General features: G+C 43.1%; 22 protein-coding genes and 1 pseudogene. 4 read left to right on the forward strand and 19 right to left on the reverse strand.

The features are described 5' to 3' along the window. Positions 1-22: 22 nt before the first annotated feature. From NI462_RS04375 to katE, 7 genes are all read right to left on the reverse strand, one after another. Positions 23-1267 (reverse strand): MFS transporter, encoded by a 1245-nt coding sequence (locus NI462_RS04375; RefSeq protein ID WP_253159283.1) that lies wholly within the window; start codon positions 1265-1267, stop codon positions 23-25. A 205-nt stretch (positions 1268-1472) separates the two neighbouring features. Next, complete coding sequence (locus NI462_RS04380; RefSeq protein ID WP_253159284.1) at positions 1473-2186, reverse strand: glycosyltransferase family 2 protein; 714 nt, start codon at positions 2184-2186, stop codon at positions 1473-1475. Further along, positions 2183-2797, reverse strand: a complete 615-nt coding sequence (locus tag NI462_RS04385; protein WP_253159286.1) for a class I SAM-dependent DNA methyltransferase — start codon at positions 2795-2797, stop codon at positions 2183-2185. The genes NI462_RS04380 and NI462_RS04385 overlap by 4 nt, the downstream gene beginning before the upstream one ends. Further along, a complete protein-coding gene (locus NI462_RS04390; RefSeq protein WP_121980081.1) occupies positions 2787-3572 on the reverse strand; it encodes a PIG-L deacetylase family protein in 786 nt (261 codons plus the stop codon). Before NI462_RS04390 ends, NI462_RS04385 begins: the two co-directional genes overlap by 11 nt. Next, on the reverse strand, positions 3560-4546 hold the full coding sequence (locus NI462_RS04395; RefSeq protein ID WP_253159288.1) for an acyl-CoA dehydrogenase: 987 nt from the start codon (positions 4544-4546) through the stop codon (positions 3560-3562). Before NI462_RS04395 ends, NI462_RS04390 begins: the two co-directional genes overlap by 13 nt. Before the next feature lie 48 nt (positions 4547-4594). After that, positions 4595-4804, reverse strand: coding sequence for a hypothetical protein (locus NI462_RS04400; protein WP_004646201.1), 210 nt, complete (start codon positions 4802-4804; stop codon positions 4595-4597). A gap of 71 nt (positions 4805-4875) precedes the next feature. Continuing rightward, positions 4876-6999, reverse strand: a complete 2124-nt coding sequence (katE, locus tag NI462_RS04405) for a catalase HPII (RefSeq protein ID WP_253159290.1) — start codon at positions 6997-6999, stop codon at positions 4876-4878. 759 nt (positions 7000-7758) lie between these two features. Between katE and NI462_RS04410 the strand changes: the two genes are divergently transcribed. Then, complete coding sequence (locus NI462_RS04410) at positions 7759-8259, forward strand: Dps family protein (protein WP_004646199.1); 501 nt, start codon at positions 7759-7761, stop codon at positions 8257-8259. A 329-nt stretch (positions 8260-8588) separates the two neighbouring features. Here NI462_RS04410 and NI462_RS04415 read toward each other — a convergent pair whose 3' ends face one another. The 6 genes from NI462_RS04415 to NI462_RS04440 all read right to left on the reverse strand — a co-directional run bounded on the left by NI462_RS04415 (position 8589) and on the right by NI462_RS04440 (position 14964). Beyond that, on the reverse strand, positions 8589-9305 hold the full coding sequence (locus NI462_RS04415; protein WP_004646198.1) for an ABC transporter ATP-binding protein: 717 nt from the start codon (positions 9303-9305) through the stop codon (positions 8589-8591). Further along, positions 9298-10521: an ABC transporter permease gene (locus NI462_RS04420; RefSeq protein ID WP_004646197.1), complete on the reverse strand. Its 1224-nt coding sequence runs from the start codon at positions 10519-10521 to the stop codon at positions 9298-9300. The genes NI462_RS04415 and NI462_RS04420 overlap by 8 nt, the downstream gene beginning before the upstream one ends. Further along, entirely contained in the window at positions 10518-11741 is a 1224-nt protein-coding gene (locus NI462_RS04425; RefSeq protein WP_253159292.1) for an efflux RND transporter periplasmic adaptor subunit, read from the reverse strand. Before NI462_RS04425 ends, NI462_RS04420 begins: the two co-directional genes overlap by 4 nt. 340 nt (positions 11742-12081) lie before the next feature. Continuing rightward, positions 12082-13605 (reverse strand): M81 family metallopeptidase, encoded by a 1524-nt coding sequence (locus NI462_RS04430; RefSeq protein ID WP_253159294.1) that lies wholly within the window; start codon positions 13603-13605, stop codon positions 12082-12084. A 30-nt stretch (positions 13606-13635) separates the two neighbouring features. Continuing rightward, entirely contained in the window at positions 13636-13989 is a 354-nt protein-coding gene (locus NI462_RS04435) for an MFS transporter (protein ID WP_253159296.1), read from the reverse strand. Between the two features lie 9 nt (positions 13990-13998). After that, entirely contained in the window at positions 13999-14964 is a 966-nt protein-coding gene (locus NI462_RS04440; RefSeq protein WP_253159298.1) for an MFS transporter, read from the reverse strand. A gap of 118 nt (positions 14965-15082) precedes the next feature. Between NI462_RS04440 and NI462_RS04445 the strand changes: the two genes are divergently transcribed. Continuing rightward, positions 15083-16021, forward strand: a complete 939-nt coding sequence (locus NI462_RS04445) for a LysR family transcriptional regulator (RefSeq protein ID WP_180180969.1) — start codon at positions 15083-15085, stop codon at positions 16019-16021. Positions 16022-16307: 286 nt separating this feature from the next. Continuing rightward, the gene (locus NI462_RS04450) at positions 16308-17240 is read left to right on the forward strand and encodes an IS5 family transposase (protein ID WP_253159301.1); all 933 of its coding nucleotides are present in this window, start codon (positions 16308-16310) and stop codon (positions 17238-17240) included. Positions 17241-17274: 34 nt separating this feature from the next. On the opposite strand, the pseudogene NI462_RS04455 reads toward NI462_RS04450, so the two are convergent. Next, positions 17275-17789 (reverse strand): annotated as a pseudogene (locus tag NI462_RS04455) (transposase family protein); the annotation flags it as partial. Positions 17790-17981: 192 nt separating this feature from the next. Beyond that, on the reverse strand, positions 17982-19097 hold the full coding sequence (locus tag NI462_RS04460) for a porin (protein ID WP_253159303.1): 1116 nt from the start codon (positions 19095-19097) through the stop codon (positions 17982-17984). A gap of 126 nt (positions 19098-19223) precedes the next feature. Here NI462_RS04460 and NI462_RS04465 point away from each other — a divergent pair, with 126 nt between their 5' ends. After that, complete coding sequence (locus NI462_RS04465) at positions 19224-20186, forward strand: NAD(P)-dependent oxidoreductase (RefSeq protein WP_253159327.1); 963 nt, start codon at positions 19224-19226, stop codon at positions 20184-20186. A gap of 94 nt (positions 20187-20280) precedes the next feature. Here NI462_RS04465 and NI462_RS04470 read toward each other — a convergent pair. The 4 genes from NI462_RS04470 to NI462_RS04485 all read right to left on the reverse strand — a co-directional run bounded on the left by NI462_RS04470 (position 20281) and on the right by NI462_RS04485 (position 24146). Continuing rightward, a protein-coding gene (locus NI462_RS04470; protein WP_171265309.1) for an IS3 family transposase occupies positions 20281-21428 on the reverse strand; the annotation gives its coding sequence in 2 pieces (ribosomal slippage) (positions 20281-21182 and positions 21182-21428; 1149 coding nt in all). A gap of 57 nt (positions 21429-21485) precedes the next feature. Then, positions 21486-22199, reverse strand: coding sequence for a FadR/GntR family transcriptional regulator (locus NI462_RS04475; RefSeq protein WP_253159305.1), 714 nt, complete (start codon positions 22197-22199; stop codon positions 21486-21488). Positions 22200-22301: 102 nt separating this feature from the next. Continuing rightward, entirely contained in the window at positions 22302-22502 is a 201-nt protein-coding gene (locus NI462_RS04480; protein ID WP_253159307.1) for a type II toxin-antitoxin system Phd/YefM family antitoxin, read from the reverse strand. Positions 22503-22559: 57 nt separating this feature from the next. Beyond that, a complete protein-coding gene (locus NI462_RS04485; protein WP_253159309.1) occupies positions 22560-24146 on the reverse strand; it encodes an aldehyde dehydrogenase (NADP(+)) in 1587 nt (528 codons plus the stop codon). Positions 24147-24175 lie beyond the last annotated feature (29 nt).

A 24175-nucleotide genomic window follows, 5' to 3' on the forward strand; every position in this document is an offset into this window, starting at 1 on the left:
TAAGTAAAAAAAAACACCAGCATTAAGCTGGTGTTTCATTTTGAAGAGGAGCCACAATCTCTTCGCTTTGTTGTACTTCGCTTGGGTCTGCAGTGAAATGATTCAAAATCACAATACTCAATAGACCAATCGCAATCACGCTAAATACCAGACTCAATCCGATGATTTCACTACCGAAGCCAACCAATGCCGGTCCAATCAATGAACCTGTATAAGCAAATACCGATACATAAGACAATGCCACATGTGAAGCCAAAGTTTTCTGACGTCCTGCGCGGGAAAACATCAGCGGTACAATGTTGGCGCTACCTAAACCTAAAATCGCATATCCCACTAACACTACTTGCCAGACTGGTGCAAAGACTACGGTTAATAAACCGGTTGCAGCCAAGAGTGCGCTTAACAGAATCGTATTTTTTTCACCAAACTGCTGAATAATCAGGTGTCCACTAAAGCGTCCCAACACCATCAAACCCGCAAAAAAACTATAAGCCAAACCGGTTTGCGCCGCAGGCAGGCTGAACTCAGTAGCAAGATAAATACCACTCCAGTCCATAGCTGCACCTTCCGAAAGGAAAGCCACAAAACAGATCAGACCAATACCTAAAATTGCCCAGGTCGGTGCTGCTTTTTTTACCGGTTGTTCTGGTGATGTTTCTTCTACCGCTGTTTTTGGCTCAGCACCCAAACTTAAAGGAACAGCGAATAAGACAATAAGCAGCAAAATTACACTGACAATCACCGCACCGGTTAAAGGCGCCAAGCCAAGTCCCATTAACATGGTCATGCCCAGTACGCCTGCTAGACCACCTAAACTACACACTCCATGAAAACCTGACATTAAACTTTTACCGAGTTTTTTCTCAATCTGTGCAGCCTGAATATTGACAGTCACGCCCAAAGCCCCGGCACTGGCACCAAAGAAAAACAGGCTGATGGCCATCATTAAATGATTCGGACTATAAGCCAGAGCAGGCAGAATGAACAAAAATGCACTGAGAATTACAGCCAAAACAGTACGGCAACCCAAGGCATTGGCCAGTCGGCCGGCCAGCGGCATCGCCAGCATTGAACCGATTCCGGCACACAGCAATAACAGGCCAAAATCAGCATGATTTAATAACAGGCGCTGCTGTGCATATGGAATTAAGGGTGCCCAAGCCGCAGTACTAAAGCCCAAGCTAAAGAAGCACAACGCAGTCGCTATTTTCTGCCATAGATATGGTGATGGAGACTGAATTCGAGAAAGCAGTGTTTGATTGAACATTGTATTACCAAAAAAGAAGGCTCAGGCATCCATTACCGATCATCCATAGAAAAACCCCACAGACTTATAGCTAGAATGTATAAGTTTGCGGGGCTGAATTTGCGTGAATTATAAACAGAATAAATTTAAATGGAATAGTTTTTAGACACGAATTTTAAGATTTTTTACAAGTATCTGATTGTATAAAATTTATAGTTTTATGCTTTTATTTGCATAGGCTGATCGGTTTTTTCGCGGCCTGCTTAAGCTCAAGTTTTTGTAGAAAATGTGCAAAACCTGCGGCAATTTTTGAGCTGAGCCGACTACTGGTGGTGACTCTCAGCTGATTCGACCAGACAATCTGCGCGCCGGCTTTTTCTAAACGACGGATGAAATCGACATCCTCATGACAGTCCAGTTGCTGAAACCCATTGACCTGTATATAAGCCGAAGCTTTAAAACACAGGTTTGCGCCATGAACATGCCGATGTCCCATGCTGTCCTGATAATGTCGGAGATAAGCCTGACGGGTTTTCCGGCTTAAATGATCCCATTGATCCAGCTCGACCACACCACAAATCGCATCGGTCGGTTGATGCTCTAACATCACCTGAAACCAGTCACACTGTACAAATGAATCGGCATCGGTACAGCAAATCCAGTCACAGCCCTGCTCGATCATTTGCTGAATCCCCAAATGGCGTGCCTTACCGACATTTCGGAAGTCGCAGCTCATAGCCGGAATGCCCATTTGCTCAACTTTAACGGCGGTGCTATCAGTACAATGGTCCAAGACCACGAGAATCTGGATTTCAGGAAGATTTTCTATTGTTTTAAAATATTGAAAAAAATAAGTTTGTGCTGATTTTAAGGCTAACAGACAGCGTTCAATATAGGCTTCTTCATTACAGGCCGGAATCACCACACCGATTTTTTTCATCTTAAGCCCTCCTGCTCTGCTACGGATTGCGCTGAATTCATCCAGAGATCTATCAAAAAATCGGAATCCTGCAAACTTAAACGATGTGCATAGTTCAAATGCGCTTTAAGATATTGATGGACATCTTCACCATTTAGGCTAAATCCCGAGATTGGCGCGCGCCAATGACAACTCAAGATACATCCGCCCGGTTCCAGTGCAGTATGCAGCCATGTCAGCACCTGTTGCAGAGCAATCGGGTTCAAATAATATAAAATCTCACTGACGACAATGAGCTGAAATTTCTGTTCGGGCAAATCATCTGGCACGATCCGCTGTAACACCTGTACATGCGGATAAGCTTGTAAACGCTGCTGTGCCAAATGGATCGCAGTATTATTGGCATCCAGACACATTAAGCTATTTGTCCGCCGCGCCAGTTCCTGACTAAAGATGCCATTACTGCAACCAATCTCAATCGCGGAGTCAAACTGCAAGTGCGGCAAGATCGCCAGACAAATCTGCCGTTTGCGCTGTTCATACCAACGCTGTTCATATTGCCAGGGATCTCCCTGATTCAGTGCATATAAGGCATCGAAATATTCCTGATCATAGGCTGCTTTACTGTTCATACAGATACACCTCCCAGGGCTGTAAAATACGTTGTAATGCCTGCTCTGGCAGAATCGGTGATTGATCTATCGTCGGATCAAGCTCGATCTGGCTCTTAAAACACCGCGCAGCTCGAGACTTATATTGTAATTCTTCCTCAGTTAATTTGAGTTGATGAGCGACGGTCCAGGGAATTCTGGTATCTCCAGGTGTTGCCCAATGCCATGCCCAAATCAAGACCTGAATACAGGGCAAATGAAGTTCAGTGGCCAGCTGCTGTGTGACCTGCCCCGTAATTTCATGATCTGGATGTCCATCATGAACAAATGTGCTAATTAACACATCATTCGGTTGCAGATAAGATTGCAGATGCTGTTGCAACACATCCCGCTGTTCGGCCACCTTGCCATCTTGAATATCTAAAGCGATCCGCAAGATATTCTGTTTTAAAGGTAACGCTTCTAAAGCTGCTCGCGTTTCAGCAGGACGAATCTGGTTCAACTCTTCGGGAGTATACAGACTAGAGCCGGGATGACTGGCTGTCCCATTGGTAACGGCAAAAAGTATGATCTGATAGCCAAGTTTGTCCAGACGCTGAATCAGGCCTCCACAGCCCAAAATTTCATCATCAGGATGAGGGGCAATGATGCAGACTCTGGCATCTAGAGGAATAACCTTAGGAATATCAAATTCCGGCATCTGTTGCAGGATCTGACAGGAACGCCATTCTTCAAGTCTTGTGCCTTCACCATGGATGACACGATCCCCTACAATCTCATGTCTTATAACGTCCATAATTGTTCCTCCTGTGCAGTCAGCTCGCCAATCCGCTCCAAGTCAAATGCAGCATGACTTTGTCGAATAAATACCGGAAGATCTGCTGCAAGCCGAGCGAAATGCGGATGCTCACAATACGGCCCAGCACCAAGTGCCTTACCTACATGAGTTAGTACATTTAAGGCAGTCGCTTCCACCTGAGCACGTAGGCTACGAATCTTTAACTCATGTGCGTGTTGCGGTTGCTGATCAATCAATGCAGCAACTTGATAAAATAAGGACTGTGTCGCTAAAAGCTCCCGACTAATTTCACCGAGATACATGGCCTTATAGGCATGCGGTTTTAACAATACTGCCTGTCTTAAATATTCAGCCAAACGCACGGTTGCGCCATACCAGCACGCGGCCACACCTGCGGCGCCATGCCAGAATCCGGGCCGATCCAGATAGGCATTTGGAGCTGCGACTTTTTCCACCTCAACATGATCCAGTTCCAGCCGGGCAGTCAAGGTATGCTGCATGCCCACTGCCTGCCAGGCATCCTGATGATGCTGAATGCCTTCTTGCGACAAATCTAGAATCAGTAATTGTGAATATTGCTGCTCATCACGGTGAGTCAGCAGACCGTGTTGCACCCAGACCGATGCAGAACACCAAGGCTTAATTCCGCTTAGCTTTCCTGCTTGCAATGTTAAAGGTTTGGGTCCACCTTCTGCCGCCCATACTGCCCATAGGCCTTTTTGTTCTACCGGAATATTCAATTCATGCAAAATGGCCAAGGCGTCCAGATGGGATTCAAACAATTTGCCTAGGGTCAGATTGCTTGCCGAAACCTGACTAAGCATCTGCCAGCGTTTTAAGGTGGCTCCGGAAGCGGGATAAGGCACCTGTTCGGAAATCGCCACCAGTTCCATTAAAGTGTGCTGAATTTTTTCTTGTAGCTCCAGAGGAGAGTTTTCAAATCTTTGTAATATTGAACCGAGGTTCTGCATGCGGTTCCTCATAAAATACGGATAATGTTGTTGTGTTTTTAAAGTCAGTTAATGAGAAAGCTTGCGCATTTGTTTTAAACGTGTGGTCAGCCCTAATACCTTACGCCGTGTATTAATCTCTTCTTCATTGAAACAGAGCTGTTGCATCAGTTCAGTTAGAGGCAAATGATTATGCTCAATGAGATAGATATCCTGCTCTCTGCTCCATTTGGTTTGTTGTGCTTGAGCCAACAACTTTTTGACATCCGGTCTCACCATCTCTTCATCCATTTTAAAACCATCAGGATAGAAGCCGGAGCCTCTATCCTCTAAAATATAAATTAGATCGTTTAGGCAGGAATTGCTTCTGCAATCGCTTCACGCGCCCAGACACGATGGTTCAGGATCAAAGTCTTGAAGCTATCTTGTACTGCTGCAAACTGTCCGTTTGCCAGAGTTCCTTCATCGCTAACCAAGCGTAAATGTTCAATCAGCTTGCCTTTATCGCCCAGGAACACGATTGGTTTTAAATGCTTGTAGGCTTCCAGCAGATAATGAGTCGCCACACCATCTTTCATCACCACATCGTAATTATCACCGTCAGCAATCACCACAGCATCATAGGCGATGGATGGCTCGGCTTTTTGCATACCATCGGAAGGAATCACCCCACCTTGCAGACCCAGTACCGGACCCGGTTTTGGGGTCAGTACATCGACCACAGCACCTTCTGATTCTGCCCAGGCTTGAACAGCTTTGATACTCGCCTCATTGGCCTTGTCGTGCACCAGTAGCGCAATTTTGCGTGCCTTAATATCTTCAGGTTTGAATGCCTCGAAAGATAAGCGTGGTGAAATCTGCACCTCTGGCAATTTTGCTGCTTTTTTCTCTGCTGGAATTTCAATACCCAATTGGTCAGCAACCTGCTGTGCCAAATCCAGATCGATATTGCAGAGCACTTCAAGCACTTCACGCTCACGAATATATTTGCGCTCCACCTTGCTCAGCTCGAAGACATAGGCATCGACAATATGCTTTTGCTCATGCGGCGTCTGGCTGCGATAGAAAAGACGGGGCTGACTAAAGTGATCACTGAATGATTCGCTACGCTGACGGATCTTGTGTCCATCAATACGTTCCTGATAGCTTTCAAAACCACCGCCTTGTGCTGCTGGCGGGGTTTCAGCCGGCCAGTTATTGTCAATCGAGTTCGGCTCATAACTGGCTTGACCGGTATGTACAATACGCTGATGTAAACCGTCACGCTGGTTATTGTGGAATGGACAAACCGGCTTGTTAATTGGGATCTGGTGGAAGTTTGGACCACCTAAACGGCTAAGCTGAGTATCGGTATAGGAGAACAGACGTGCTTGTAATAATGGATCATTGGTAAAATCTAGTCCTGGCACAATATGTCCCGGACAGAATGCCACCTGCTCGGTTTCACCGAAGAAATAATCAACATTACGGTTCAGCACCATTCTGCCAATCGGCGTCACCGGCACCAGTTCTTCCGGAATAATTTTGGTTGGGTCCAGCAAGTCGAAGTCGTACTTCATCTCATCTTCTTCTGGAACGACCTGTACACCCAACTCCCATTCCGGATAGTTACCGGAGGCAATCGCTTCATATAAGTCACGACGATGGAAATCCGGATCTTTACCCGCCAGTTTTTGTGCTTCATCCCAGACCAGTTGGGCGAGACCCTGTTTTGGCGTCCAGTGGAATTTCACAAAAACCGCTTTATTCTCGGCATTGATAAAACGGAAAGTATGTACACCAAAGCCTTGAATGGCTCTTAAATTACGCGGAATACCCCGATCCGACATGGCCCACATCACCGCATGTGCAGATTCAGGCACTAAAGAAACAAAATCCCAGAAAGTATCATGTGCAGATGCACCGGTAGGAATCTCGGTCTGAGGTTCAGGTTTGACTGCATGTACAAAATCCGGGAACTTGATCCCATCCTGGATAAAGAATACCGGCGCATCATTCGCTACCAGATCGAAGTTACCTTCATCCGTATAAAACTTGGTGGCAAAACCACGGATATCACGTACCGTATCTGCTGAACCACGTGGTCCCTGTACGGTAGAAAAACGCACAAATACTGGCGTTTGCACACTGGTATTGGTCAGGAAGCCTGCCTTGGTCAGTTTTTCATTCCCCGGATAAGCCTCAAAATAGCCATGTGCGCCGACACCGCGGGCATGCACAATACGTTCTGGAATTCGCTCATGGTCAAAATGGGTAATTTTTTCCCGGAGAATAAAATCTTCGATCAAGGTCGCACCGCGAACGCCTGCCTTGAGACTGTTCTGGTTATCGGAAATTTTAACCCCTTGATTGGTAGTGAGTGCCTGTTCGGTCGCATCACTGCGATATGCGTCGAGCTGTTCACTTTTTTTATTGGTATTTTGTTTGTCTAAACCGTCTTTACCAGTCGCGGGGCTATTGGCCTTAATTTTCATGATGTATTCCTTGCTGAGCTTGAGTTTAGTTCAGATATTTTTGGTCTATCTCAAAGTCGCTTGAGCTTATATATTGCATGGCTTACCGAATCAAAATCATCCCGCAAGTCAATCTGCTACAGCCGATCCTGTATCAGCCTCACATTTCTTCTGAATATGCTGACTCGAAGCATTTTTGCTTTTCTGGGAATATTGTTATTGGTTTCGCCTGTGTCCTAACATAACTGCATTTGAGAAAGAGATTTATTATTGTTTGTAGTGCCTTGTTTAATTAAGGCAGCATTGTGTTATTTTTTATAAATTTCGGGTTTATTTATGATTTAAATTTTTATCTAAGTTATTTATTTAAAATAAAATATTAAAATTTCACAGAGATATTTCGAAATAAAGATTCAGTATGGTGATATGTGATCTTGCTCACAAATAAGCGTCATAACCCAAAACGATGTTTCAATCCTGAAATGATTAGGACTTTTTAGAAGTTCAATTTGCTATGAGAAATTAACGTGCTACCGCTGAAGTATAGTCAAAATTTGACAGATTTAAATAGTTACAATCCCGCGTCCTGCTTATACATAATGACTAAACTTCCTGCCTTTATATTGATCTAATATCTATAACTTATAACCACTTAAATCTCTTAGCCTGTTAGATCAAATACAAAGTCATAGAGATCATTTCATCTCTTGGCTCGGGCTTCAGATACATCCGACTTTATTTTAATACACCGTATCGCGTTAAGTTTGAAGGAGTAAGAGCATGGCCTCTTCTAAAAAAGAATCTAAAGCAATGAAAATTGATATCGGGATTTCGCATGATGATCGCGCCAAAATTGTCGATGGTTTATCCAGACTTTTAGCAGACAGTTATACCCTGTATTTGATGACCCATAATTTCCACTGGAATGTCACCGGCCCCCAGTTCAACAGCCTGCACAACATGTTTATGACTCAATATACCGAGCAATGGAATGCGTTGGACATCATTGCTGAACGTATTCGTGCTCTAGGTTTTGCAGCACCCGGCACTTATAAACAGTTTGTAAAACTCACCTCCATTAAAGAAGTCGAAGGTGTACCTAAAGCTGAAGAAATGATACGTTTACTGGTAGATGCACATGAAACTGTGGCACGTACCGCCAGAAGTATTTTTTCGATCATTGAAGAAGCCAATGATCAGCCGACCGCTGACATTCTCACGCAAAGACTGGAAGTACACGAAAAAACTGCCTGGATGCTGAGAAGCAATCTGGAACAATAAAATCGGATCGAATCTTTGAAATCAGGCTTATTCACAGGATGAAATGGAAACTTGCGGTAGTGCCATTAAAGTTCGGCTTCATCCTGACGTTTATATTAGGGGGATTTATCGGCACTCAATGATTAGATCAAGCTAAAAGTCAGGATCATTAAAATTAAACCATCAAAATTTAAGGATGTAGGCAATCGCATACATCCTTTTTTAACAAACAGATTGTTTACAGATTATTTCAATCTCATATATGGCTATCATTTTTTGAAAGCTATAAATCTGAAATATCTTTTCGATCGCTTCAAAAAATTAGCCCTCCTGGCTCCTTACAGTACAGCTTAATCTTGAGGAGAATTGCTCGAATCACTTTCAATCCGGCCATCGACCAGATTGATGGTACGATCACAAGTGGCAGACAGGCGCGGATCATGCGTGACTAAAAGTACGGCGCAGTCGCGTTCACGATGCACTTTACGAAACAGTTCAAACATATCAGCCGCGGTCTGGGTATCCAGATTACCTGTCGGTTCATCGGCCAATAATAAGGCCGGCTCAGTAATCAAGGCCCGAGCAATGGCCACCCGCTGCTGCTGTCCTCCGGACAATTCATTCGGTTTACGCTCGGCAAATTTTTCCAGCCCCACTGCCGCCAGTAAATCACGTGCGCGTTGCATTGCCTGCTGATTCGGTTTGCCATGCGCCATCATTAAAGGCATGAGAATATTATCCAGTGCACTAAATGCCTGAATCAGATGGTGAAACTGAAATACAAATCCGATGCTGTTGCCGCGCAGCGCCGTACGGCCGGTATCATCCATCGCACTGGTAGGTTGTCCCAACAAATACAGCTCGCCACTCGTTGGTTTATCTAGCAGTCCCAGAATATTCAGTAAGGTACTTTTTCCAGAACCGGAAGGGCCAATAAGTGCAGCAAAGTCGTTGCGATCAATGCGCAGGTCAATGCCATGCAAAACCTCAACTTCATTGGGCTGTCCAATGTTATAAGACTTGCGTAGCGCTTCCAGACGCAGAACTTCCTGAGATTGCTCAGACATGACGAATCGCCTCCACTGGATCGAGTGCCGCGGCCCGACGTGATGGCACCGCTGCAGCCAGTACGCCTGTTAATGTCGCCAACAATAATGCCAAAATCACCAGTTCAATCGATATCGGAATATAGAATAATCCCGGACCAAAATTATTAAATACCCACACCAGGCCATAACTGACTATGCTGCCCAGCACTGAACCGAGCAAGCCGAAGATTGCGCCCTGAAACAGAAAAACCCTCAGGATTTGCGATTGGGTTGCACCTGTCGCCCGCAGAATACCAATTTCTCGGGTGCGCTGCACCACACTGACGGACATGACGCTGGCAATCCCGAAAGCCACCGAGATTGCGACAAAGACAATAATCATATTAGTCGACAGGCTTTGTGCAGTAATGGCATTCATCAGTTGTGCATTGGTTTCAATCCAGCTTTCGGCTTTTAATGAGGTCAGGCGTCCGACTTGTGCGGCAACCTGGTCTGCTTCAAAAATATTGGCAATGGTTAGGTCAATCACCGTTACCCCGCCTGGCAGGCCGAGTAAGGACTGTGCCTGCTTGAGATCCAGATATACATAACGCGCATCCAGTTCGCGCACACCCAGTTCAAAAATACCGGCAATATTCACCAAAGCACTGTTCTGTTGGCCAGTATCGAGTCGCAACTTGCTGCCGACCTGAACACCGAGGTCTTTGGCCAATTGACTGCCAATCAGTACATCATCCGCGCCGACCCGCAACTGGCCACTGATTAAATATTCTTTTAATGGAATGATCTGCTGATAACGTTCTAAATTCATCCCGACCAAGGCCACTGATTCGATCGCATCACCACGTTGTACAAAAGCTGGCCCCGACACCACCGGCGAGACGGAGGTCAGTACAGGCAACTGGTCTAGTGTTTCGGTAATCTGTTGCCAATTGTTAATCGAACGCAGGCGCTGTGCCCGTTTGTCTTCCTGCAATAATTGCACTGTTCCGGCGGGAGGTGACACAATCCGGTTGACTTCATCCGGTGACAGCAGACGAATATGAGCCTGTGTACCTAAGGTTCGTTCAACAATATTGGCTTGCAGCCCCTGAATCAACGCAGTGATAAAGACGATCACCGCTACGCCCACGGCAACCCCGATGGTGATCATGATGGACTGCGCGCGACCCTCGCGCAAAAAACTGACCGCGATTTTCCATTCGATCCAGAGCCGCCCGAATAAATTTTTCAATCGAAGTTCACCGGTAATTCATTTTTACTATTGGCCATATCAGCAGAATTCTGTAATGAACTCTGGTGTGGTTTTAAGCGAACTCTGGTGCCATCCTCCAATGAAGATTCGGCATCTACCAACACCTGATCACCCTCGCTCAACCCGGATTTCACTTCTGACATGGCCAGGCCACGCAAGCCCAAAGTAATCTGCTGACGCTGTATTTTTCCATCACGTACCATTAAGACCACGGCTTTATCTCCCTTGATACTGCTTAAAGCATCATTTGGAATAGCCAGTGCCCGGGCTCGTTTGGCCGTCTCGACATTCACCGATACCGTCATGTCCTGACGCAGAAAATCTGGTACGGGATTGACAGTTAACCTGACTTCTACCGTACCTCGCTGTGGATCGATACTTGGCGCAATAAAGTTAATCCGGGCCGGGAAAGACTGATCCGGATAGGCATCGCTAATCACAGTGGCATTTTGCTGCAAGGCCAGTTGCGGTAAATTCCGCTCATCTAGCGGTACCCGGATTTCTGTATTCCCTGTTAACGCAATGGTAAATAAAGTTTGTCCCGGCTGAACCAGATCACCCGGCTCGACATCGCGTGTCAGTACTGTGCCGGCGACCGCAGCCCGAATCTTGGTTTTGGCCAGTTGAGCCTGTGCCACTGCAAGCTGCTCCCGAAGCGACGCTTCTTCGACTTGACCCGCAGCCAATACGGCTGCTTTTACCCGAGCTGTCTCATAATTATTGCGCGCGACTCTTTCTGCTTCCACAGCCTGTTCGACTTCTTCCCTCGACAGGATACCGGCTTCTGCATTACGTCGACGTGTAGCTTCTCGGCTGGCTTGCTCCAGCTGGGCTTTGGCACTGGCCAGTTCTGCTGCAGCCTGTGGCCGTCGGCTGCTTGCCAATTCGGTCAATGCCAGCTCGGCCTGTCTGACTTGGGCCAGCAATTCATCCGATTTCAATACCACCAGCAGATCACCCGGTTTAACCTGATCGCCTTCCTGCACCAGACGTTGCAGAACCACACCACTAATTTCACTGCCTACCTGGGCACGTGAAACTGTCGCAACACGTCCGGTCGCAACAACATTTTGTACCAGCGGCATGGCACTCAGCGTATAACTAGGCACCACTGGCCCCTGCCACCAACGAAATAGAGCAAACCCTACTGCCAGTAGCAATACGATAATGAGCAAAATTTTATAGCGGGCAGCGCGCAATGAGAATCTCCGGTTGATTCGTCTAATTTAAAATAAGAAAGTCAAAACTGTATTTATTTTTTCCCTAAGGTTTAATTTACAACAAGTTTCTAATTGGAATTATAGGTATTTTGTTGAATTTGAAAAGAATGTTGAGTTCCTGTCCACTTTTATGAGCTAGCTTAAGTCGGTGTCAGTGAATTTAATCAATAACAGATCCAGACACGGGATCAGGTAACAGAAAATTGTATTAAATTTCTCTTGAGTTCAAGGAATGGGAGCTTTCATTAAAAAACAGGCTAGATCATGATAGAGCTCGCCTGTTCAATCGCTTGGGTGTTAATTGGATATTAGTTAAATGTTAGACCGTACGACGCAATGGCTGATCACGTTGCGCCAGACTTTCGCCCATCGGCACAAGCCGTCTATCAGGATCAATCTTTTGCCAAGGCAGGTCATTCGGGTCTGCTTTCATGGCTCCAGGCGCTTTCGCGACTAAAATGGCAGCAGCCATGTCCTGAAAATCTGCACGAAAATGTACCGAGCTTTTCACCACGATGATCGATTTATCTTGAGGCACAACACCAAAAATTCTAAACATATTACGATCGAGCAACTGGGCTTTGTAGGAACTGACTGCAATTTCAATACCATCTATTTCCAGTAATACACTCGGGCCGATATCCGCCTCAACGCCATGCATCATGGGCCCGCCATAGCTGAATTTCCCATCGCTATAGGCTTTGATTTTAAATTCAGCGCTAAATAGAGCATCCCCCGCAATACCTGATGTTCCGCCCAATTTCGCATAAAAATGCTGACCAAGCTCAAGCTGATAGGCTTGTTGCACCACCGCAGGATCAACAATAAGCCCAATCAGTGCATTTTTAACCTGATGCCGATGTAGCGCCGATAGCATCCCGGTCGTATTCGAATCACCACCGGCTCCCGGATTATCCTGAGTATCTGCAATCACCACGGGTCTGGTCGAATGATGCTGTTGATAAAGTTGAAGTGCCTGCAGCACGGCATGATCGGGTGATAAAAAACCCATATTCCAATGCGTTTCTTGTTGCAGCACATGGGCGATATAGCGTTGCATGGCCTGATCTAACTGCACAGCATTTTCACTATAGCCCCAGATACAACCACCACATTCGGCAAAATCTGCCGCCGGAAAACCCGGCGTGAAATTCATCTGGACAGGATTATTTTGTTCTAGCTGTTCGAGTAAATTCATACAAGACTGGGTAGGTTCCAGCTCGGTACATTGTGCATTCAGCGCAATCAAAAACGGCAGCTTATACATTTGCTTATGCAGCTTTTTACCCCGGAATATTTGATCCAACACTTGAGCGCAACGTTGTCCGGTTTGGGCCATATCTACATGCGGATAGGTCCGATAGCAAATCAGCACATCACTATGGGCAAACATCGCTTGCGTGACATTGGCATGGAAATCCAGACTGGCAATTACCGGAATATCCGGCCCAACTGCTTCACGAACCCGTCTTAACAATTCGCCTTCACCATCATCCACCTGTTCACTGACCATAGCACCATGCAGATCCAGATACACCGCATCTGCCGGATGCTGCTGGATGCTTGCAATAATTTCATCACAGATCCGCTGGTAAGTGTCCTGCTCTACATGCGCTGAAGGTGAAGTGCCCGCCCAGATCACCGGTAAAAGTTGATACCCGAATTGTTCCGCTTGTTGAATAAAACCGCCAATCGGAATGTTCTGTTCCCGAAATTTCAGGATATCTGCGCCGCGGCTAAGCGGCGGAAATCCCCCACCCTGGACAAAATCCGCGTAGCTTGCTTTGGTCGGGGCAAAGGTATTGGTTTCATGTTGAAAGCCCGCAATGATGATTTTCTTCATATCCTGAATCCTTCCTATGCTACGTATTGATTATTTATCGACGATTAAGGCGGCGCGTGTTGTTTGCTGAGGCGCAGCTTGCTTTTTCAGTCTGAAGGCATAAATTAGGAAAGCGCCACCGAGCATCATGATCACAGCAATCGTGAACCAGCCTGCCAGCATGGAACCGGTCATTGATTGCGCTATGCCCATAATATTTGGACTGACAAAACCACCGAGTAATCCAATACTGTTAATCAGGGCAATTCCGCCTGCTGCCGCACTACCGCTTAAGTATTTCGATGGAATTGACCAGAAAATGGTATAGGCACTAAACATAAAGGCCGTTGCGGTACAGATCGCAATAAAGGACAGCAGGAAATTCGCACTCATCACCGACAACATCAAGCTGACTCAGGCCAATACCGTCGGCACTACACAATGCCATTTCCGTTCCTGCCATTTGTCCGAGCTGCGGGCAAAAATGATCATGAAAATTGCGCCGCATAAATATGGGATCGCCACCAGCCAGCCAATCATCTGCAAATTTTGGATACCGCCCGATTTCAATAAAGATGGCAGCCAGAAGCCAATCGCATAGATCCCACAGATAATGGTGAAATAGGCCAAGGCCATGAAATAAATCCAGGGATCTTTCAACACCGCTTTAAAATTGCTATGACCGCTTGCAGACTGATGCTGCGAAATTTCTTTCACCAATAAGGCTTTGTCCTCTTGGGACAGCCATTTTGCTTGTGAAGGATGATCGGTTAAATAAAAGTATGCTACGCAGCCCAACAGCACGGTCGGCACAGCTTCTAATAAAAATAACCATTGCCAGCCAGAAAGATTATAAATCTGATGAAAAGTACTCATAATTTGTGTCGATAACGGCGCACCTAACATGCCAGCCAGTGGCCCGGCCAGCATGACAATCGCCATCACGCGTGCCATGCGTGCACCAGAATACCAATAGGTCAGATAGAAAATCATGCCTGAGGCAAAACCGGCTTCGAATACACCTAGTAAAAAGCGCAAGACATAGAACATCTGCGGGGTGGTGACAAATAGCATCGACATGGAGGTCAGGCCCCACAAAATCATGATGCGGGTAATGGTTTTTCTGGCGCCGACTTTTTCAAAATACAGGTTGGTTGGCACTTCAAACAGTACATAACCTAAAAAGAATATGCCGGCTGCCATGCCATAAATTGCATCGTTAAAGCCCAGCTCCTGCTGCATTTGTAACTTGGCAAATCCGATATTGATCCGGTCCAGATAAGCAAAGAAATAACACAGCAATAAAAATGGCAGTAGCCGCCAGCTTACTTTCTTGTAAATCTGGTCTAACCGTTGTTGACGGGAGGTCATTAAATCCATCTAAAACTCCTTTTTATCTAGATCTTCTTATTGTTCAAAATCCATGTAAGCATGCTCCTGACTTGATAACAATGTAATTTATTCGGCATACTGATGCTTTTAAGGCATCAGAGTTTTTATGGACAGAAACTTGCAATTCCTTGCGCCACTGAACGGAATCAATGAAAAGCGTTTGCGTTATTTCTATACGGTGATGATGTTCGGTTCGATGCGCAAAGCGGCAGATATCCTGAATATTGAACAGTCCGCCATGAGCCGACAAATTCAACTCTTTGAATCTGAACTAAAAATAAACCTGTTCAAACGTAAGGGGCGGCATATTATTCCGACTGAAGCCGCCTATCTGGTACTTGAGTATTTCAAGGAAAATAAGAATCGTGAAAATGAATTATTTGACAGTTTATTTCAGCTGCAATCTTCTCAACTTGGCAAAGTGAACATTGTTTCAAGTGAAAGTTATATGCAACACATGATTTATGATGTACTTCGACATGTGCATCATAAATATCCAAATCTTGAAATCCAGTTAGAATTAATGAGTGCCCAGCATGTGGTACGACATATTGTGGACAGCCTGGCGCATATTGGATTGGCGTATAATCCTCCATTTCATACAGACATCAGCACCATTGCTCATAAAACAGAACCTTTTATTCTGGCTGTTCCTGCCGGTCATCCTCTTGCCAAGCTCAAGCATCGTATTTGTCTCTCTGAAATTTCAGCCTATAAATTTGCCTTAATGCCCGTAGGGCATGGTTTTCGTCAGCTACTCGACAGTGAAATGGTACGCTTACAAGTGAACCTGAATATTGGCCTGACCACCAATTCTATTTATGCCTTAAAAAATTATGTGGTGGCTGGACATGGGATTTCTGCCATGCGCTATGCAGATATCGCAGATGCAGTTAAAGAAGGTCAGGCCGTTGCCTTAACTATTGATTCCGAACTGTGCAACACGGCTCAAACCCAACTGATGGTTCGTAAAAACACCCATTTGTCAGAGTCGAAGCATTTATTAATCGAGCGCATTCATTCTAGTTTTGATTTGATCTTTTAAATTGCTTATAAAATTTAGGCAATAAAAAAGCCACTTAAATAAGCGGCTGATTTATAACAAGAATTTTGGTGGGGTGGCGGGAGTTGAACTCACTAGAACTCAACCCTATCAATTTCTATCTAATATAAGTTATTGAATTATCTATTATTCAATTACTTGCATATGATAGTTTGTGATAGCCATTAAAAAAAGTGTGGCAAAAAATGTGGCAAAGATTTATTTAGCTTAGAACGGCTTTGTTGCACAAACCTATCTGTAAAGGCTTTTTCAGCGATATAATTTTCAAATGAAGAAGCCTACACACAAAATCTACCGCACAACCAATTGGCCCGCATATAACCGAGCACTCATGAGTCGCGGAAATATTGCCATTTGGTTTGATCCTGCTACGCAATGGTATGCGCCATCAAAAGGCAAACAAGGGCGAAATCAAACCTACTCCGACGCAGCCATCCAATGCTGCTTAATGATTAAATCCTTATTCCGTCTGTCTTTACGTATGGTTACTGGCTTTGTGCAAAGTCTGATTAAACTTTGCGGATTAAATTGGATAGCTCCAGATTACACCACGCTTTGTAGAAGACAAAAGCATATTGATATTGTAATCAGCTACCAAAAAAGTAGCGATGGGCTGCATCTACTCATGGACTCTACAGGCATGAAGTTTCTAGGTGAGGGCGAATGGAAACGCAAGAAACATGGACCTGAATATCGTCGCCAATGGCGTAAACTACATATTGGTATAGATGCCAAAACCCTGCAAATACGAGCAGTTCAGCTTACAACCAATAATGTCAGTGATTCACAGGTGCTTGGTGATTTACTTAATCAGATTCCACAAGATGAGCGGATTGACTCTGTTTATACCGATGGAGCTTATGACCCCAAGCAATGCCGTCAGGTCATTGCAGATCGGCAAGGGCATGCGGTGATTCCACCTAGAAAAAATGCGAAACCATGGAAAGATACAAAGAGTAGCTCGCTAGAGCGAAATGAATTACTTCGAACAATTAAACGTTTAGGCAGGACACTATGGAAAAAATGGTCAGGATATCATCGGCGAAGTTTGGTTGAAACTAAGATGCATTGCATCAAATTATTAGGAGATAAACTCAGTGCAAGGAGTTTTGATAGCCAAGTGAATGAGATCCATGTACGTGTAGCAGTCCTTAACAGATTTACGGAATTAGGTCGACCACTTACCCAAGTTACGCCTTAAATTTGGCTCAATTAGGGGCGCTTTGCATTTCAAATCTTTGTGCAACAAAGCCCCCTTGACACTGTAGCATATCTCGTATCATTCGACTGCCCATAAAGGGGTAGTCGAGATGAATTTCATCGATCAGGCGCATCAAACTCAAATCAGTTGATGAAATCTCTTTGGGCTTGTAATACAACGTACTGCGATTGATTTGAATCAATTGCGATTGTTGTCGTACCGAAAGTTGATGGGTCTTATCGATCATTTTTTGCCGCTCAGCTGCCCTATTTTTCTGAGCGCACCTTCTAAAAAATCAATTTGCAATGCCTGATGTCCTATCTTGGCATGTAGAGCTTTGAGGTCAATCTCAGGTTCTTGTTGTACTGTTGGTCGTGAAAAAATATTGATTGATTGCTCAAGCAGTTGATTTTTCCAATCAATTATTTGGTTTTGATGTAAGTCGAATTGAGTAGAAAGTTCAGCGAGTGTGTGGTCGCCTTTAATTGCTGCGAGAGCAACTTTAACTTTAAACTCTGCTGAATGATTACGACGTTTTCTTCGTGTCATGGTTGACTCCAAAAACAAGCATTTCCCATGCTTATTGGGGAGTAGATTATCACTTATAGGCGTGGTCTAAAATCCTAGACCCACATCAGGTTTGAGCTAGTACAATTTAAACGCTAAGTTCTTACTGTTTTTTATAATACACTTAATTTATTAGATTACGGTTGCAGATTAATCCACAACCGTAATTTAAAATCAAAATTTATATTCTAGCCCTAAGCCTGCTAAAGATTGTTTATCCTTATTATCAGCCTGATCAAGGGTTAAATAACCTAAATAACCATAGGCTTTAACCTGTTTGTTAAAAGCATAATCACCACCAACCATTATTTGCTTGGCATTGAAATCATCACTGGCATTTTTAAAACTAGTACTGTTTTGACTATACTGACCTTTGATTGTCCATTTTTGCAAATTAGGTAAGTTATATTCAGCACCTATTAACCATCCATCTGAACTGTCAATCGTACTAGCTAATACACCATTACCTAAAGCATCCTCAACTTCCGCTGATTGAATTAAAGCTTTGATGAAAAATCCATCTAAAGGATTTACACGTCCAATAGCACGAATTATATTTGCTGCTGCAAAGTTATCTGCTGAAGCTGGAGCAACTCCTAGCTCAGGGTCTGATGAATTTAAAAAACCACGTCCAAGAAATAAACTTGGAATAGCCTTATCGTAACCTAAACCTGCCATTAAAAAGGAATTATCGTATGTAACTGCCGCTGACCAAGAATCACCAAATCCTCTTCCAGCAACTTTGGAACCACCATTAGTCTGCTTAATACCCGATGCTTCTCCTGTGGCAAACAAAGAATTAAATTTAATCGTACCGTTGAACATTTTTAATGATGGTGATTCATATACCACAGCATTATCAATACGGTTTTCGCCTGGAAGAATACTCCCAATATCGGCTTTATTGGCAGCATAATTATTAAAAGTATCAACAGGACTAGATAGTTGTTTTACAGATGTATCATGTTTACCAAACTTAATAGTCCCCCATTGGCTATCTTTTAAACCAACAAAACGATTTCTTTGCCCCCAATCAGTACCATCACCATCTGCATTTATTGACCATTCGCTAAGATAAACTGCGCTTAAACGGTCTGACAGCTTCTCCTCGCCTTTAATACCAAGATAAGAACTATTCGAACTCATCTCCCAAACATCTCTATCTGATCGGGTTGAATTATTTTCTGGCAAATAATCGACGCTTACGTCAATTTCACCATAAAACACTGGACCCGCATAGGCTACAGACATTAAAGAACTTAATACAAGAACTAAAATTTTTGATTTCAACTTGAAGCTTCCTTACTTAAAGAATTTTTATATCAATACAAACATCTTTAATTAAAAATAATTATGTTAGGCATACTATCTAACTTGTTGTATGATGTCTTACATCATATCTTATTTTATTCAACTATGCAAAAGCTCAAAGTTACATGTGCAGAAAAATATGTCCTCATTGATAAAGAATTTAAATTTGATTTTCCTGTCGAATATACGGAGCATCATCAATTAAATCAGAAGCAGTTTTCTGAAACAGTAAAAGGACAAAATGTAATTATTATCAGTGACTTAGTTGTGGATGAAACAGTTTTACACAATAACCCAGACTTAAGATTAATTGCTTTATGTTCAACTGGTTATAATCATGTCGATTTAAGCTTATTAAAGAAACATGGAGTTAAGTTGTGTAATATCCGAGGATATGCTGGTGATGCCGTGGCTGAACACGCATTTACACTAATGATTAATTTAATTAAAAACTTTAATGCTCAAGTAAATGCTATTAAAGATGATGTCTGGGCTAAACAAAATAGTTCATTTTGTTTAGCAGCACCAATGGGTGAACTGAAAGGTAAAACATTAACCATCTTAGGAAAGGGGGAAATAGGTTTATCATTATCCGAAAAAGCCAAAGCGTTTGGTATGCATGTTATTTTTAGTGAACATATGAATGCACCAATATGCCGACAAGGTTATGTTCCATTTGAAGAGGCAATAATGCAGGCAGATGTTCTCTCTCTACACTGCGTATTAAATCAGGATACTAAGCATATTATTAATTCCTCTGTAATATCAAAAATGAAACGTGGAAGTATACTAATTAATGTTGGTCGAGGAGGATTGGTAAATACTAATGATGTGATTTCTGCATTGAATAATAGTCATTTAGCTGGTTACGGCACTGATGTCTTAGAAGAAGAGCCGCCTAGGATAGATAACCCATTAATAAATCTACAAAAAACAAACCATAATGTGATTGTTACTGGACATATTGGATGGGCAACAAATGAAGCACAGCAAAGATTATTTAATATTTTAGAGGATAATATCAATAAAAATATTCAGGGAAAAGATCAAAATCTTGTTCGACAATAATGTCACAGCGGAGTTGAAATGCCTATCATTTTAACTCCGCATATAATATTAGTTTATACAGAATATATTCTATTTCTGAATAGCCACCAAAATTCTAGACACACATAACCATCTTTTGATGGGCCTTTTCATAATCTAATGGAGAACGCTGACCATTGGAACCATGTCTGCGTTTTAAGTTATAGAACATCTCTATATATTCAAAGATATCCGACCTTGCTTCAGTTCTTGTCACATAGATTTTCTTCTTGATCCTCTCTCGCTTTAACAGCTGAAAGAAGCTCTCAGCAACAGCATTATCATGGCAGTTTCCACGCCGGCTCATACTGCTTTCAAGGTTGTGATGCTTGAGAAATGTCTGCCATTCATGACTGGTGTATTGGCTACCTTGATCAGAATGAATCAGGACTTTGTTCTTTGGGCTTCTTCGCCACAAAGCCATCAGTAGAGCATCTAAAACCAGATCTGTTGTGATTCTCGACTTCATAGACCAGCCAACGACTAGCCGTGAGAATAGGTCGATTACTACTGCAAGATACAGCCATCCTTCATGAGTGCGAATATAAGTGATGTCAGTCACCCACAACTGGTTGGGCTGGGTGGGGTTAAACTGTCTGTCTAAAGTATTTCGAGCCACAATCGATGGAGTACTAACATTAGCTCTAGGTTTGCGATAGCCACGCTGTGACTTGAGACCATTCGCCTTCATGAGTCGATGTACTCGATTGATACCGCAACTTTCGCCAACGTCTTTCAAATCACAATGAATCTTGCGATAACCGTAGACTCCGCCAGATTCCAACCAGAACTGTTTAATTAATCCTGAAAGCTGTTGCCGCTTCCTCGCAGTTATACTGGTAGGTTTCTTTAACCAGGCGTAATAACCACTGTGATGAACATCTAACGTTGAACATAAACGACGAACAGACCATATATGTTGGTTGTCCCGAATAAAGGCGTACCTCATTTGGACTGGCTTGCGAAGTACACCGCGGCCTTTTTTAATATGTCCCTTTCTTCAGTGACCCTTTGCAGCTCTTTTTTTAATTTCGCTAATTCTGTAGTTGGATCACTAGATTCTGTTGTCTTGGGCTGCTGTGGATCATAACGTTTGATCCAAGCATACAGACTATGTGTAGTGGTTCCTAAACGTGTAGCAACTTCAGCCACACTATGACCTTTCTCAGTGACTTGTTTTACTGCTTCAATTTTGAATTCTTCAGGGTATCGTTTACTGCTCATAAGCACCTCGTTAATTAGCCATTTTATCTAACTAAAAGGTGTCTACAAAATCGGTGGCTATTCATTCTTAAATTTTTTAATACTCTTTGAAAGATGTGCTCTCATTGTTTGTCTAGCGAGCAAACCATCTTGTTCTAACACAGCATTATATATATTAACATGATCATTATGAACAACTCGAAGATAATCTTCTCTATTTGAAGATACTGCCTCAATGGATTTTAGTCTAGCTCGAGGAATTATCTTTTCACCTAGATATTTTAGAAAGTCAACAAAATATTGATTACCCGAAGCTTCTGCAATTGCAATATGGAAATTATAGTCAGCATTAATAGTTCCATCATTTTTATCTGAAGAAATGTGCTGTTCAAAATCATCTAATGCTGCTTTCATTTTAGAAAGATTATTTTCATTACGTCGCTCTGATGCTAAAAATACAGCCTCAGACTCTAAACTCATGCGTAATTCTAATAGAGATATGATGTCAGTTATAGTTTCAAGACTAGCATTAGATAGTAGAAAATTTTGCTCAACTATTTGTTCTTTAACAAAGGTTCCAATTCCGTGGCGGGTTTCTACATAGCCCAAAGAACGTAACTCAGTTATTGCCTCACGAATAACGGATCGACTAACTTCAAATAGAACTATTAATTCAAGCTCAGTTGGAATTTTCTTCCCAACCTCTAATTCACCAGATTGAATTTTATCAATTAATTCATTCACGACCACTTGGCTAAGTTTTTTTGATCTAGATTTAATCATACTAGACATATTAGGACGAACTCATTATCACAAAGACTATTTAGAAAGTCATCTTACTACAATCCACTATTAGAAACACCAAAGCACCTAAAACAAAAATATTAACTTTATTCACAACTTTTGAGAAGATTTATCTAAGTTTGGAAATTTGGTATCAAACTCAGCTCTTTTATAAGCTTCATAAGAATCTTTACTTATAAGAACTGCTGAATGACGACCTTTACGGGTAATTTCTACTGGTTGTCCTGAAGCTGCTTTATCCATCAACATCGAAAGAATTGCTTTAGCATTACTACAGTTAAAACTTTCCATTTCTACCTCTATTTGGATAATACAACTCAATGTAATCATTGAGTTGTATTAGAAAAATTACAGTTGGTCTTTAGTGAGTTGACCATTCACCAAGCGAGTAATCTGTAATGGATTGCTATCTTTCAAAGCATCTGGCAATAAAGCTTGTGGTGTATTTTGGTAGCAAACTGGACGTAAGAAACGCTCAATAGCACCTGTACCAACCGATGTACCACGTGCATCACTAGTTGCAGGGAATGGTCCACCATGCACCATAGCATCACTGACTTCTACCCCAGTCGGGAAACCATTAAACAATACACGACCAGCTTTGTGTGTAAATGCTTGAAGCAATTGATTAGCTTGTTCAGCATCCTGATCATCACTGATAATCGTTGCTGTTAATTGACCACCAAGTGCTGCAATACCTTTCAACAAAGTTGCCTGATCATCAACTGCAATCACAATTGACATTGGACCAAATACTTCGTGTTGTAATTTCGGATTACCTGAAAGTAAAACAGATTGGTCTGCTTTCACCAAATGAGGCTGTGCCTGAGAAACTAAAGTTGCTTCTTGACCTTTTGCAATCACATCAAAGCCATCTTCTGTTGCTAAATTAGCAAGACCCTGTTTATAACTTTTTAACGTCCCTTCATTCAACATCACTTGAGGAGCAGCTTTTTCAGTTGCTTCAGCCAATGTTGCAACAAAACGGTCAAATTCAGGACTCTTCACACCTAAAATTAAACCAGGTTTGGTACAGAACTGACCACACCCTATATTAAATGATGCAACAGTATCCAGCGCAATCTGCTCACCACGAGTAGCAAGTGCTTGTGGTAATACCACAACAGGATTCACGCTCGACATTTCAGCAAAGAAAGGAATGGGCTGCGGACGATTTTGAGCTAACGTAAATAGTGCCATCCCCCCTTCAAGTGAGCCTGTAAAACCAGCTGCTTGAATCAAAGGATGTTTAACCAGATCAGCGCCAACACGTGAGCCAAAGATCATATTAAAAGTACCACTTGGCATACCACATACAACAATTGCTTTTTCAATCGCTTCAGCAACCAATTCAGCCGTTGCCATGTGGCCAGAGTGTGCTTTAAACACCACTGGACAACCCGCAGCAAGGGCAGCGACTGTATCGCCACCCGCAGTTGAGAATGCCAACGGGAAGTTACTTGCACCAAATACGGCAACAGGACCTACACCTACTTTACATTGACGTAAGTCAACACGTGGCAATGGTTTACGCTCTGGCAATGCAACATCAATACGTGCACCATAGAAATCGCCACGACGTAGCAATTGAGCAAACAAGCGTAACTGACCTGTTACACGGCCTGTTTCACCTTGAAGACGAGCAAGTGGTAAGCCACTTTCCAATGAGGCAACTTCTTGTAAATTAGCACCAAGTGCTTCAATTTGTGTTGCAATTTCCTCAAGGAAAGTAGCACGATCTGCTGTTGAAGTTTGGCTATAATTCATAAATGCTTGATATGCAGCTTCAGCGGCTTGATTAACTTCCTCTAAAGTTGCTTGACTAAACAAATAACCTGTTGGTTGATAATCTACAGCAGCGATACTCTCAATTGCAGGTGCATTTGTTGAAGCACGTTGCCCATTGATAAATTGCTGACCATTATTCTTGCTCATTCTGATTCTCCAATACTTGAATCTAAAAA

Source organism: Acinetobacter lwoffii (genome assembly GCF_024129715.1).
GTDB lineage: Bacteria > Pseudomonadota > Gammaproteobacteria > Pseudomonadales > Moraxellaceae > Acinetobacter > Acinetobacter lwoffii_U.